General features: G+C 32.7%; 12 protein-coding genes. 1 reads left to right on the top strand and 11 read right to left on the bottom strand.

Annotated elements, in window-relative coordinates; translation table 11 throughout:
* Positions 1–4: 4 nt before the first annotated feature.
* The 11 genes from pseI to QO190_RS12205 all read right to left on the bottom strand — a co-directional run bounded on the left by pseI (position 5) and on the right by QO190_RS12205 (position 11,671).
* On the bottom strand, positions 5–1,030 hold the full coding sequence (gene pseI, locus QO190_RS12255; protein ID WP_371463510.1) for a pseudaminic acid synthase: 1,026 nt from the start codon (positions 1,028–1,030) through the stop codon (positions 5–7).
* The gene (locus QO190_RS12250; protein ID WP_371463512.1) at positions 1,017–2,033 is read right to left on the bottom strand and encodes a GNAT family N-acetyltransferase; all 1,017 of its coding nucleotides are present in this window, start codon (positions 2,031–2,033) and stop codon (positions 1,017–1,019) included. The genes pseI and QO190_RS12250 overlap by 14 nt, the downstream gene beginning before the upstream one ends.
* Positions 2,008–2,700: a pseudaminic acid cytidylyltransferase gene (gene pseF, locus QO190_RS12245; RefSeq protein ID WP_371463514.1), complete on the bottom strand. Its 693-nt coding sequence runs from the start codon at positions 2,698–2,700 to the stop codon at positions 2,008–2,010. Before pseF ends, QO190_RS12250 begins: the two co-directional genes overlap by 26 nt.
* Positions 2,693–3,877, bottom strand: a complete 1,185-nt coding sequence (gene pseC, locus QO190_RS12240) for a UDP-4-amino-4,6-dideoxy-N-acetyl-beta-L-altrosamine transaminase (RefSeq protein ID WP_371463516.1) — start codon at positions 3,875–3,877, stop codon at positions 2,693–2,695. Before pseC ends, pseF begins: the two co-directional genes overlap by 8 nt.
* Positions 3,877–4,890, bottom strand: coding sequence for a UDP-N-acetylglucosamine 4,6-dehydratase (inverting) (gene pseB / locus QO190_RS12235; protein WP_371463518.1), 1,014 nt, complete (start codon positions 4,888–4,890; stop codon positions 3,877–3,879). Before pseB ends, pseC begins: the two co-directional genes overlap by 1 nt.
* Before the next feature lie 19 nt (positions 4,891–4,909).
* Positions 4,910–6,703 (bottom strand): ABC transporter ATP-binding protein, encoded by a 1,794-nt coding sequence (locus tag QO190_RS12230; RefSeq protein WP_371463520.1) that lies wholly within the window; start codon positions 6,701–6,703, stop codon positions 4,910–4,912.
* A gap of 66 nt (positions 6,704–6,769) precedes the next feature.
* On the bottom strand, positions 6,770–8,053 hold the full coding sequence (locus tag QO190_RS12225) for a nucleotide sugar dehydrogenase (protein ID WP_371463522.1): 1,284 nt from the start codon (positions 8,051–8,053) through the stop codon (positions 6,770–6,772).
* Between the two features lie 193 nt (positions 8,054–8,246).
* The gene (locus QO190_RS12220) at positions 8,247–8,753 is read right to left on the bottom strand and encodes an ArsR family transcriptional regulator (protein ID WP_371463524.1); all 507 of its coding nucleotides are present in this window, start codon (positions 8,751–8,753) and stop codon (positions 8,247–8,249) included.
* A gap of 317 nt (positions 8,754–9,070) precedes the next feature.
* Positions 9,071–10,039, bottom strand: a complete 969-nt coding sequence (locus tag QO190_RS12215; RefSeq protein ID WP_371463526.1) for an SDR family oxidoreductase — start codon at positions 10,037–10,039, stop codon at positions 9,071–9,073.
* A gap of 59 nt (positions 10,040–10,098) precedes the next feature.
* Positions 10,099–10,557 (bottom strand): UpxY family transcription antiterminator, encoded by a 459-nt coding sequence (locus QO190_RS12210; RefSeq protein WP_371463528.1) that lies wholly within the window; start codon positions 10,555–10,557, stop codon positions 10,099–10,101.
* A 475-nt stretch (positions 10,558–11,032) separates the two neighbouring features.
* Positions 11,033–11,671: a DUF6266 family protein gene (locus QO190_RS12205; protein WP_371463530.1), complete on the bottom strand. Its 639-nt coding sequence runs from the start codon at positions 11,669–11,671 to the stop codon at positions 11,033–11,035.
* Positions 11,672–12,413: 742 nt separating this feature from the next.
* Between QO190_RS12205 and QO190_RS12200 the strand changes: the two genes are divergently transcribed.
* Entirely contained in the window at positions 12,414–12,971 is a 558-nt protein-coding gene (locus QO190_RS12200; RefSeq protein WP_371463532.1) for a helix-turn-helix domain-containing protein, read from the top strand.
* Positions 12,972–13,571: the final 600 nt, after the last annotated feature.

The following is a 13,571-nucleotide window of genomic DNA, read 5'->3' as shown; positions in this document are numbered from 1 at the left end:
CAATTTACATTTCAAAACGATCTCCTTTTTCAAAATCTTTAATTGCTTTACTACCAATTGCGAGTGAATAATACATAGGATGTAATCCAAATCCTGGTCTAATACTCTTCACATGCTCTTCAGTAATCACTTCTCCTTCCTTAATATCTTTAACTATATACAATGATCTAGAAAATTCTTTACCTTTAAATTGTTTATCCGTTAATTTATAATTCACAACACCGATTGCTGCTTCTGCTTCCCTTATCGCTTTTACCATAGCTGTGAATTCCGCTTCATCCATAGAAAAAGACGCATCGGGGCCTCCGATAGCACGATCTAAAATAAAATGTTTCTCAATAATTTTGGCACCAAAACAAGTTGCCACAATAGGAACTGTACTTCCCATTGTATGATCTGACAAACCTGTAATTACCCCAAATTGTTCTGCCATATCTTTTACCATGACCATATTTGCTTCTTCAATGGGAGCTGGATAACTTGATGTACATTTTAACAATGCAATATCATGATTTCCCATTCTTTTACAGGCATCTATAGCTAATTTAATATCTTCAATTTCTGCTATCCCAGTAGATAATATTATAGGTTTTCCTTTAGAGGCTACATATTCAATCAAAGGAATATCTGTTATTTCAAAAGAGGCAATTTTATAGGCAGGCACATTAAAATGCTCTAAAAAATCGACTGCTGTTTTGTCAAAAGGAGATGAAAAACAAATCAAATTTTGTTTTTTTGCTTCTTCAAACAAAGCTTCGTGCCATTCCCACGGTGTATAAGCTTCCTGATAAAGATCATGCAAATTCTTTCCTTCCCAAATAGTCCCTTTAATCAAGAAATCATCTTTTTTTGAATCTATAGTTATAGTATCAGCGGTATAAGTTTGTAATTTGATACAATCCGCTCCTGCTCGTTTTGCCGCTCTGATTGTCTCCAAAGCTGTCTCTAAGTTTCCATTGTGATTTGCTGAAAGTTCAGCTATAATGAAAACTTTTGAATTTTGAGATATTTCTAATTTATCTATTTTCATGATTTATATTTTTAAAAAAAGTAATATAAGATTCACTATCTCTATATTCATTAAAATTTAATGATCTGAATGTTTTCAGAGAAGGTAAATTACTTTCATGAACAACACCAACAATTTTTTTTAAATTAACGTCTTTTTGAACTAAATCACATCCTTTTTCAAGTATTTGTTTTCCAAAACCTCTTCCCTGGTATTTAGGATTTAGTAAAAAACTAATTAAAACTTCATTAATATTTATGATATCAAAACGAATAGAACCAATTGGGATATCTTCATAAATGGCAATGTAGTAATAACAATCATCTGCATGAATTTTTGAAAAAAACCACTTTTCATGCTCATCGTATCCAATTTCTTTTTTTTGAATCGAATACTTTCTTATATCTTTATTTGTAGCCCATTGAAAAGTTATTTCTAAATCTTGGTCAGTTACTTTTCTCAATGTAATTGAATTATTGATTTTTGAATGCATTACAACGTCAATATGTTTATGATCAAAAAAACAGTGTTCTTTGAGTCGTGCCTCTTCAATAAATTTTGAATCAATAAGTATTTCATATAAATGAGGTCTTAAATCAAAAGCATACGTGTAAATTTTATGCAGTTTTAAATCATCAAAAGCTACTATCTGAATCAGTTCTAAATATACTGACCATATTTCTTTAAAACGATTTTTTTCTAAAACGGTATTCATAATAAATGAAATCTCCGCATTTTTATCAATCCAATTGATGTGAACCAGTCCTCCATATCCAACACAAACATCATTCTCCATAAAAGAAAACAAAATTTGATTGGGTTGGTCTTCATCAAATAATTTAGCTAATACATTTTTGAAATATTGCTCTTGATCAGCTTCGGTAAGAGGTTTATTTTGACGCAAGTGGTAAATTTGTTCGTTACGCCATTGCATAATATCAAACCGATCTTCCAAACGTATGGGAACGAGAGAAAATGCCTCTTTTTGAAAAAACTGCTTATTTAATACTTTGTATGAGTTCATATTTTAATTCAGCTAACTTCCAATCTACTTCGTTATCTATATCTTGTCCTTCTAATTCTGATAAAACTATACTACCAGAATTATCCGTTAAAATTTGTTTTTTATTTAAGCAAACTTCTGTATTCATCCAATAAAACTGACCTGCATCATGATAACTTTTCTCTAAATCTTGTGATCGGGAAGAACAATATTCTGGATAAAAAAAACGAGTTTTTTTATCTTCAAATTTTAATGCTCTTTGAATGGGAAAACCAAATGGTATTACAGGAAAAACACTATCATATTGATTTTGCTCCATAACTTGAAAAGCCTCTATCAATTTATTAGAAGTAACAAATGGGGCGCAAGCATAAATGCAACAAGTAAATTCAAAAGTACTCCCTTTTTCTTGATATTCATGCAATACTTCTTCAATAACATTAAAAGTAGTGGCAAAATCATTTGAATTTACCTCGCTTCTAACAAAAGGAACCTTTGCACCATATTTTTTTGCTATTTCAGCTATTTCAACATCATTTGTTGAAACCATAACTTCTGCAAACAAGCCGCTAGCAATAGCAGCTTCAATGGTATATGCTATAATAGGTTTTCCAAGAAAATCTTTAACATTTTTTCTAGGAATACGTTTGCTACCGCCTCTTGCAGGTATAATGCAAATGCTAGCCATAAAATTCAATGATGGATTGTATTACAAATAATTGTTCTTCATCTGTCAAAGTGGGATACATTGGTAAACTAATACAATATTTATAATAGTTTTCCGCATTAGGCATATCTCCTTCTTTCCATCCAAATTGACGATAATACGGCATTAAATGACATGGAATATAGTGGATTTGAGCAAAAATGTTTTTTGTTCGCAAAAAGTTATATAGCCCTAATCTATTTTCTACTTCTATAATGTAAAGGTGATAAGCATGTCCTTGTACGACACCTGATTGACCTTTTATAAATGATTTATTTTTAAAAGCTTCATAATAGGTGGTAGCAATTTCACGTCTTCTCTGTATTCCTTCATCGGCTCTATTTAATTGACTTAAACCTAAAGCAGCTTGAAAATCAGTTAATCTATAATTAAAACCCAATTCTTGCATTTCCATATACCATAGTGGATATTGCCAGTCACCCCCTGCAAGTTCAATCGAATTAGTATATAAATCATCTGATTTAACTATCCCATGAGTTCTTAACTTTAGTAGTCTTTTGTATAAATTTTCATCATTTGTAGTAACCATTCCGCCTTCACCTGAAGCTATATGTTTAACTGGATGAAATGAAAAAATGGCTAGATCAGCAAAATTACTATTCCCACAATTGTGTGCTTCACCTTTTTCATCAATAAAATAACCACCTGGAGCATGACATGCATCTTCAATAATCCAAAGGTTGTATTCATCTGCTAGCTTTCTAAACTTTTCCAAATCAACAGCCCTCCCTGCAAAATCAACAGGTATTATGCCTTGATAAGTACCCTTTGAAGAGGATTCTAAAAGCCTTTTTACCGAATCATAATCAATCAAATAGGTTTCAGGATCAATATCCGCAAAAACAACTTCTCCATCACAGTAACGTACACAATTAGCTGAAGCGGCAAAAGTGATAGGAGTAGTTATTACTTTTTGTCCTTTTTTAACATCTAAAGCCAATGTACATAAATGCAATGCAGCGGTCCCATTCGCAACCGCAACCGCATATTTGCTTCCTACATATTTTGCAAATGCATTTTCAAATTCCAGAATTTTCGGCCCTTGAGTTAAATAATCTGATTTTAATGCTTCTATTACTGTATTAATATCCTCTTGTGTGATATTTTGACGACCGTAAGGAATAATTTTATGTTCCATTATATTTTAAAATTAGAGTCTACATGTTCTTTTATTAATTGTCTTAAGGTTGTCACAGTTTCCCACTCTGTATTATCTCCTGAATTATAATTAAATCCTGCTGGAACTAATTTCGCATTAAAATGTTTTATAAATTCTTGAATATCAAAATTTGGCACCGAAGGCAGTATCGTGTAATATTTACCCAGATCATATGTGTAAAACGAGTCCGAAGCCGTAATCATTTCCTCGTGAATTTTTTCGCCAGGTCGTATCCCTATAATTTCTAATTCACATTCTGGAGCTATGGCAGTCGCTACATCTGTAATTTTGTAAGAAGGTATTTTAGGAATAAAAATTTCACCTCCCCAGGCATGTTCCATGGCGTGCATTACCATATCTACTCCTCCTTGTAATGAAATATTAAAACGTGTCATTGTTGGATCCGTTATTGGTAATTTACCCTCTTTTCTTTTTTTAATAAAGAATGGAATAACAGAACCATTTGAACCCATAACGTTTCCATACCTAACTACTGAAAATTTGATAGGATTTGTACCTTTAATATTATTTGCGGCTACAAATAATTTATCAGATGTCAATTTTGTTGCACCATATAAATTTATGGGTGCACAAGCTTTATCGGTTGATAGTGCTACGACATTTTGTACACCTGTTTCTAAAGCAGCATGTATTACATTTTGAGCACCACCTATATTTGTTTTAATACACTCATCTGGGTTATACTCAGCTAAATGAACATGTTTCATTGCTGCTGCATGAATTACATAATCCACCCCTCTAAAAGCTCTTACCATACGTTCTTTATCTCTTACATCTCCTAAAAAAAACCGAATTTGGGGATATTTATTAGAAGGATATTCATGAGCCATGACAAATTGCTTTTGTTCATCTCGCGATAGAATAATCAATTTTTTTAAATCAGGATAGTTTAGTAAAATATACTCTGTTAAAGCTTTTCCTAAGGATCCTGTACCTCCTGTAATTAGAACTGTTTTATTTTTTAATTCCATAGTATAAATGTTTTTTTTATTAAATTTTTTGGTAGTTTACCATTCTGTTGAAATTTTCAGAACGTGCTAGGAGTTCTTCATACGTTCCTGAGTCTACGATATTCCCCTTGTCAAAAACGAAAATACGGTCCACATTTTTTATGGTTGCCAAACGGTGGGCAATGGTAATCATTGTGTATTTCCCTTTTAGCTGTTCTATGTTTTGCTGTATTATATTTTCTGTTTCTGAATCCAATGCTGAGGTCGCTTCATCTAAAAACAATAAATCTACCTCTTTAAATAACTCTCTAGCAATGGTAATTCTTTGTTTCTGACCACCACTGAGACTTACTCCATTACTTCCCACCTGCATGTTTTCTTTTTCTTGAGACTTTTCAATCAACTGTGATAAATTCGCTTGTTCGATAGCGGTTTGGAATTTTCTAATATTTTGTTCCGTTTTTGGACTCCATAAAGTTACATTGTTGTATATGGTATCATCAAAAATAACCGGTTCTTGAGTAATATAACCAATTCTCTCTTGGTATGTAGCTATATTAATTGCTTTGGTGTCTACTTCATCTATGAATAAGCTGCCTTTAGTGGGAGTTAATAAACCGCTGATAACATTCAATAGCGTTGTTTTTCCTGAACCACTTTCACCCACAAATGCTACAGATTCATTTTTTTTAATTGTCAAAGAAATATTATGCAAAATAGAAACTTCATTATACCCAAAAGAGACATTTTTCAACTCTATTTCCTTTTGAATAGGTTCTAATTTTTTAGTTCCAGTTTTAGTTGCACCTTTTCTAAGATTTTGAACAAAAGTAACGCTGTTCTCGATAGAGCCCATTTTGCCAAGAAACAAATTATACGAATTTTGAAAAGTATTCATCGCGGTCAATCCTCTATAAAAGAATAATAAACTTAAGACAATGGATGAAAAATTGCCTTTCAAAACCATCACTTGTATATAGATTACTACCAAAACAATTCCAATAGTAATGGGTTCTTTTGCTCCTAGCATTATACTGCTTAAAACTCCCATTTTCTTATTGGTTCTTTCAATTTCTTCGACTTTATTTTTTAGGAACTGATGGTACAAAGGCATGGTAGCTGTAGCTTTGAGGTATTTAAAAAACACCACTGCTTGAATGATGTATCCTTGAAAAGCATTATTCCCTTTTACCAACTCTTTAGATAAAATTTTAGTTTTTCTGTATAGGCTTGTGAATATAAAATTAGAAAGCATTGCTCCAACCACAATTAATAAAGCAAATTCAGGACTGGACAATACCGCTAACACCACGTACGTTCCCAGCATCATGAACTGCTGAATCATATCTGTATAATTTACAAATGATTGCATCAATCTTTCTACTTCTCCCGTTAACGCATTTTGAATGACCCCCGCATCTGATTTTACATAACCTTCATAACTAAAGTCGGATAATGCATCTATACATTGTAGTCTTGTTTTCGCCGTGAAATATTGCTGGTAAACCACTCTTAGATATCTTACTAAAAACATAGCAAATCCTTTTAAAACAAAGAAGATGAACATTAATAGTAAAACTCTTACCAAGTTTAAGGAAATCCCCATCTGGTCAAAAATTCTCAGTAAATAAGAAAAATTACCATGACCTTCCGTTGATACAACTGCTTTAGGGTCTGCAAAAAGTTCTATTAACGGCAAAAACATCGCTAAACCTAAACCATCTAATAATCCTACTAAAACACTCGCTAATATTAAAATGAAAAGCCTATACTTGAGTGTTTGGTAAAAGAAAAGAAAATTGGGTAATACCTTTTTTATAATTGTTTTCAACATTATGTTTTTATATGATACTTTTTTCATCAAAAAGCATTTACTTTTATTTAACTTCTGATTTTTATGCTAAAGTTTAGCATCACTGCCCTGTAAAATACCTTTTACATCATACACCACTGCATTTTGATTTTTCAATGGTTCTAAATCTAAGTTTAAGAATTCTTTGTGCGAAACTCCTAGTACAATAGAATCATATTTAGATCCAGAAACAAGTTCATCGTGACAAACTAAATTGTATTCATGTTTTACCTCTGCAGGATTTGCCCATGGATCAAAAATAGTTACTTGGATACCGTAATCTTCTAGTGCTTTTACCACATCTACTATTTTGGTATTTCTTACATCTGGACAATTTTCTTTGAAGGTAATTCCCAATAATAATAATTGAGCTCCTTTTACGGTAATCCCTTTTTTAATCATTAGTTTCACTACTTGCGCCGCTACATATTCTCCCATAGAATCATTCAACCTTCTCCCTGCCAAAATTATTTCTGGGTGATAACCATGCTCTTGTGCTTTTTGGGCTAAGTAATAAGGATCAACCCCAATACAATGTCCACCTACCAAACCTGGTCTAAAAGGTAAAAAGTTCCATTTTGTACCCGCAGCTTCCAAAACAGCATGAGTATCTATGTCTAGAATATTAAAAATTTTAGCCAACTCATTTACAAAAGCAATATTAATGTCTCTTTGCGAATTTTCAATTACTTTAGCTGCTTCAGCTACCTTAATAGTTGGAGCCAAATGCGTACCTGCAGTAATGACCGTTTTGTATAATTCATTTACTTTTGCCCCTATTTCTGGAGTAGAACCAGACGTTACTTTAAGGATTTTTTCTACCGTATGTTCTTTATCTCCTGGATTAATACGTTCTGGAGAATATCCTGCAAAGAAATCTACATTAAATTCCAAACCCGAAACTTTTTCTAAAACTGGGATGCATTCTTCCTCTGTAGCACCAGGAAAAACTGTAGATTCATACACTACTACATCTCCTTTTTTCAACACTTTACCTACTGTTTCTGAGGCTTTGTACAAAGGCGTCAAATCTGGTCTATTATGTTTATCAACTGGTGTAGGAACTGTTACAATATAATAATTGGCATCTTTAATTTCTTCTAGATGAGCCGTACAGAATAAGCCTGAAGTATTATCTTTAAAAGGATTGGACTGTACTAATACCTGCTGTAAAATATCATCTTCTACTTCTAGGGTTACATCTCTTCCTTGATTAAGCTCTTCTATTCTCTTTTGGTTAATATCAAAGCCAACTACTGGAAATTTGGTTGCAAATAATCTTGCTAAAGGAAGCCCAACATAGCCTAGTCCGATGATGGCAATCTTGTTCATTTGTATTTTATTTGTTGTTAATTATATTTGATTTTTGAATTGTTTTTTAAACATTCAGTTTACTATTTCATAGCTCTTTGGTTTATTTTATTTACGGCTTCGCCCTGTGAGTCCCGTTTAAAACGAGTTCACCATGAAATAAGTTATCTTCAACATTTGTTTCTCAAGAAAACTGAAAAACCTTATCTACTTTTTATTTATTTTCAAAAACTAAAAGTCCATCTCCCACGTATTTTGGAGTAATATGGACAATTACTTCTTTTTTTATTTCTTTCTTTATTCTTTGTATTAGATTTTCAATATAGCTTTGGTTCAATGCTGGACCTTCTATAACCACTTCTATGACGCCAGAATCTATTCCTTTCGCATAATCTCCCACTAAAAAAATACGAGAAACCTCTCCCATTCTTTCGAGAATCTGATTAATAATAAAATCTATACCGATGTATTTTTGGATTAATTGCTGGAGTGTAGTAAACAAAGGATGGTTGGTATTCGCATGATACATGACCTTTTTATCTGCCTCTTCTCTGATGATAAAACCAGCTTCACTGAGGTTATTTAATTCCTTGCGAATAGCATTTGTATTTTCATTCATTTCTTGAGCTAAACCTCTAAGGTAGCCTGTATTAGCAGCATTGATAAAGAACTTTACCAATAGTCGCAATCGTGTTTTAGATGTTATAATGCTGTCTAACATATTTCCGAATGAACAACAAAAGTACTCAAATGTTTTCAAATAACAAAAATTTTTGAAGAAAAGATTTGATAATCAAGAATCAAGATATGAGATGTAAAACCGTAAAGTTGTAAAATCGTAAAATCGTAAAGGCGTAAAAGCGAAAATGGGTAAAACCGTAAAGGCGTAAAGTTGTAAAGTTGTAAAATAGTTAATATGCGAATGCGAGAATTAAAAGATTAAATAATTAAAAATATTCTTGCTCATGGTAACTTTGATGAAGCCAGGTGTGAAATTTGCAATATCTTCATGAAAAAAATGGGCTTTAAAGCCCATTTTTATTTCAAATTTTCCCAGTACCAATCTACCGCCTCTTTTAAACCTTGACTAATGGTATGTGTAGGCTGATACCCTAATAATTCTTTTGCTTTTTCTACTGACGCCAAAGAATGTGGAATATCTCCTTGTCTATTTGGACCATGAACTACTTCTACATCAGCAATCTCAGCATCATATTTACTTAAATATTCTTTCAAATATTTCACTAAATCATTTAAAGTTGTTCTATCTCCAACCGCTGTATTATATACTGTATTCACGGCTTTAGAATTGGTGGTTAACATTGCGCGTTCATTCATCTGAACCACATTATCTACATACGTGAAATCTCTAGAATAATCTCCTGCTCCGTTAATTACTGGAGATTCTTTTTTCATTAATTGCTTCACAAATAAAGGAATAACAGCAGCATACGCTCCATTAGGATCTTGTCTTCTTCCGAATACGTTAAAATATCTCAATCCAATGGTTTCGATTCCGTAAGTTTTACTAAAAATTTCTGCATATAGCTCATTTACATATTTCGTAATGGCATACGGCGAAAGTGGCTTTCCTATTTTATCTTCTACTTTTGGTAAACTTTCAGAATCTCCGTAGGTAGAAGAACTCGCTGCATAGATAAATCTTTTTACTCCTGCATCTCTAGCGGCAACTAGCATATTTAAAAACCCTGAAACGTTCACTTCATTTGAAGTAATAGGATCTTTTATGGAACGTGGTACAGAACCTAACGCTGCTTGATGCAAAACATAGTCTACACCTGCTACTGCAGTATGACAAACTCCTATATCACGGATATCACCTTCAATTAATTTAAAATTAGAATTCTCTAAAAATGGAACAATGTTATGTCTATGCCCTGTTGCGAAATTATCTAAACAAATAATTTCATGACCTTTCCCTAAAAAATATTCACATAAATTAGAACCTATGAATCCTGCTCCTCCTGTGATCAATATTTTGCTCATATAATTAATTTTCTTAATCGTGTATTATAAAAAATATTTCTTGATATTGACTCTTCCTTTTACTTTTCTAAAATCAAAGTAATTCCTAGACTGTCTAAAACTAAAATTGTTTTATTATTTTTTTGCTCCACCAAAGTTGCTGTTTGCCCCTTGAAAAGCCCTTCGTTTATGGTGATCTTTTCACCTCTTGCAATATCCGCGACACCTACTTGTTTGTACTTTTCTTGAAGTAGTTCTTTCATCGCTTGAATCTCTTCTTGTCTTACAATCGCTGGCTTACCCAACCAGAAAAGATAACGCACTACACCAGGAACCTGAAATACTATTTCTCGGTCTTTTTCATCTAATTTTACAAAAACATATGAAGATAGCAACGGCTGAATGATTGTTTTTTTTCTGTCACTCCATTGTTTCACGACAGAAATGGTAGGACAATACGCCTCTACTCCTAGCGCCTGAATATTCGCTACTACTTTCTTTTCATTCCTTGGTTTGGTATAAATGGCGTACCAATTCATGGTTAATTTTTTGGTTATTGTTTTACAACAATCTATTGTTATTAGTTTTTTTTTCAAACTGCAAATTAATAACAAATTTATTTTCCTTTCAAAAAATAAATTCATTTTATATTGATTCTAAAGAAGAGATTTGAGAGCCGAAAGGCAAGACCTGAGAGTCAAGAGTCAATAGTGAATGGTGAATGGTGACAAGAGTAGCTAAAAATAAAATATGCCTTCCCCGACCATGAAGGGAGCATTCCAGTGAGCCGAGAGTCAAGAGTTAATGGTGAATGGTGACAAGAGTAGCTAAAAATAAAATAGGTATTCCCCGAACCCTAAAGGGAGCCTATTTTATTTTACAGTGAGAAATTTTTCCGCACTTTAGGTAGGGAAATGAAAAATTTCAGCATTATATTACTAAACTATGAAAAAACAATAACAAAAAACAGCTCTCAAGGATTTTTGAGAGCTGTTGTGAAAAAACCTACCTGTTTTATCCTAATGAAAGATTACCTAAGTAATCAGAATTACTTGCGGTTTTAGAAGTGGAATCATACAAAAAAGCATAAGCCATTACATCATACCCAACAAGATTCTGAGGCAATGATACCATAGCGGTAAGAGCGCTTCTCTGCGCCACATTTTCAAAAACAAAAAACACATTTTGTTCTTCATTGTAACATACTACATTCACCGTGTCTTCTGGTTTAGCATTGCCAAAGATGGCATTATCATCCCATTTTAATTCAAGATCCGTTTCAGAAACCGTTACACTAAGATTTTGAAATCCAAAAAGCGTCCCCTTGGAGACCAACACCCTTGGATAAACAATCTGTACCGCTTCATCAAAAACCTCTAAAGCATTGGTAATATGGTAAGAAGTCGCCAAATTGTACTTACTTTTCTTACCATTGTCATTTCCAAAATACATATTGAGAGGTGCTCTCAACGGATTCAGAAATTCACTTACGGTTTTAAACTTCATCCTTTGAATTCTTTGTAATTCTGTTGGACTTTTTCTTGATTTTTTGGGCAAAGCTCTCATAATATCTTCGCCTCTCCAATTAGAACCGATTACGGTTCCTACTTTTCCTTGGAATCCTCCGAGGATTCCTGTTCTAATTTTTCCCATTGTTAATTGGTTTTGTTGTTAATTAAAATACTAAGTTTAATAAATCCGAAAAGGCTGCAGCACTTTTACATTGACAAACTTACATCATAAAACATTGTAAATCAAACGATTGTCTTAAATTGTCGGGTATTGTCTGGGTGTAGTATTTATTGTCTTAAACTGTCGTTTGGGACTGGAATGAAAAAATGAATTTTTGAGAAAAATGAGAAACGTTTTTTTTTCTGAGCAGAAAAAAAATCTTCAAGAAAAATGAGTTTTTATGGGTAAAAAATGGGTTTTGTTCGAATCAAGTTCGAATCAAGCCCGAGTCTGCTTCGGAAAACGGGTACTTTTTCCGAACAAAACTGCACTTTGACTGCACTTTGATTCGGAGGAGACGGCTCATTGATAAAAAATAGCGTCTTAAAAAACTGTTACATCTGTTTAAATAGAACTTCTTAGATATTCTCCATTAAATAGGCTTTTAAAACAAGCTTAAGGCATGCGTTTAAAAAAAACAGACCCAAAAACCTTATTTTTAGTAGGGGATCTCTCTAAATCCCCTCTTAGAGCAAGTTCTATGTAATTGTGGAAAACTTTTTGCTCCTATTGCACCAAAATTTAACAAAAATATAAATTATCTATTTTAGAATTAAATATCAATTTCTTAATTTTGATACAAATCCTTCCAAAATTCATTGATTATCAATGTGAAGTTAAAAAAAATGAAGGAATAATTATAATTTTTTAAATTTTATCAATTATGATGCAACCCATGAGTGGAGAAAGTATTCAAAAAGCTTTAGATGCAATTGTTACAGTACTAAACCGCGAAAAAAGCGGAAACAATCTAGCAGACCATTTGTCTGATGAAGATTTACTGTTTTACGACAATGTATCCATGATGGAAAAACTGAAAGTCACCGAAAGAACTTTACAGCGCTACCGCAAAAATGGCAAAATAAGATTTATTCGCTTTGGGGGTAAGATTTATTATCCTAAAAATTTTATGGTATTGCCCTTACATGAACCCGAAGTTTCTGAAGATGAAAAAGCCCCTATTATCCCTCTCAATGAATACATCAAAAAATATAACACTCCAAGACCGAGAAGCAGAATAATAGACGTAGACCGATTAGCCAAGAGACTGACGTACTTCCCAAGGTCTGAAAATAAAAATACTGTTAAAGACTTTAAAAAATTGGTCAAATACATGAAAATCAAACGAAAGAAAAACCATGCTTCCTTACAACTCTGGCCCAAGAAAATAAAACTAATTGGTTTACCCATTGTAACGAGCAAAACTATTCCCCTAAAATGATAAAAAAGCCCTGACATTTGCTGGGGCTTTTTTTAGAACCAAGAACCAAGAGCCGAGAGTCAAGAACCGAGAGTCAAGAGTTAATGGTGAATGGTGATAAGAGTAATTAAAATTAAATATACCTTCCCCGACCATGAAGGGAGCATTCCAGTGAGCCGAGAGTCAAGAGTTAATGGTGAATGGTGACAAGAGTAATTAAAATTAAGTATACCTTCCCCGATCATGAAGGGAGCATTTCAGTGAGCCGAGAGTCAAAGATCCGAGAGTCAAGAGGTGAGAATAGAGAATACGGTAAATGGGCAAAATGATATGAGAATAATATTGTGAATACGATAAAACAAAACATGCTTTTTTAAAATATTATTCATTAAACATTCATTTAATTATCAACAATTTTCTAAAGGATAACTATTATTATTCATTAGCGTTTTTGCTTTATACAAGAGTCATTTTTGGTTGTTCATATCATAGAATATCCTATTATTAATAATAATTTAAAGCAAACTGAACAATAGAATTATTATCAATAGCGTCCTAAATAAAAAAATAAGAAGGAATTAAAGTAACTCAAAGTATCTTTGAGGTTGTACAACAAAAAAA

The sequence above is a fragment of the Cloacibacterium sp. Arc13 genome (assembly GCF_041431305.1).
In the GTDB taxonomy this organism is placed as follows: Bacteria; Bacteroidota; Bacteroidia; order Flavobacteriales; family Weeksellaceae; genus Cloacibacterium; species Cloacibacterium caeni_B.
The sequence above is the reverse complement of the archived record's forward strand: the minus strand, read 5'-3'. Positions and strand labels throughout refer to the sequence as shown.

Bases quoted from the DNA above. Each gene is read 5' to 3' on its own strand.
- pseI (WP_371463510.1), bottom strand. From the start codon at position 1,030: ATGAAAATAGATAAATTAGAAATATCTCAAAATTCAAAAGTTTTCATT.
- QO190_RS12220 (WP_371463524.1), bottom strand. From the start codon at position 8,753: ATGTTAGACAGCATTATAACATCTAAAACACGATTGCGACTATTGGTA.
- QO190_RS12250 (WP_371463512.1), bottom strand. From the start codon at position 2,033: ATGAACTCATACAAAGTATTAAATAAGCAGTTTTTTCAAAAAGAGGCA.
- QO190_RS12210 (WP_371463528.1), bottom strand. From the start codon at position 10,557: ATGAATTGGTACGCCATTTATACCAAACCAAGGAATGAAAAGAAAGTA.
- QO190_RS12200 (WP_371463532.1), top strand. From the start codon at position 12,414: ATGATGCAACCCATGAGTGGAGAAAGTATTCAAAAAGCTTTAGATGCA.
- QO190_RS12215 (WP_371463526.1), bottom strand. From the start codon at position 10,039: ATGAGCAAAATATTGATCACAGGAGGAGCAGGATTCATAGGTTCTAAT.
- QO190_RS12205 (WP_371463530.1), bottom strand. From the start codon at position 11,671: ATGGGAAAAATTAGAACAGGAATCCTCGGAGGATTCCAAGGAAAAGTA.
- QO190_RS12230 (WP_371463520.1), bottom strand. From the start codon at position 6,703: ATGTTGAAAACAATTATAAAAAAGGTATTACCCAATTTTCTTTTCTTT.
- pseC (WP_371463516.1), bottom strand. From the start codon at position 3,877: ATGGAACATAAAATTATTCCTTACGGTCGTCAAAATATCACACAAGAG.
- pseF (WP_371463514.1), bottom strand. From the start codon at position 2,700: ATGGCTAGCATTTGCATTATACCTGCAAGAGGCGGTAGCAAACGTATT.
- pseB (WP_371463518.1), bottom strand. From the start codon at position 4,890: ATGGAATTAAAAAATAAAACAGTTCTAATTACAGGAGGTACAGGATCC.
- QO190_RS12225 (WP_371463522.1), bottom strand. From the start codon at position 8,053: ATGAACAAGATTGCCATCATCGGACTAGGCTATGTTGGGCTTCCTTTA.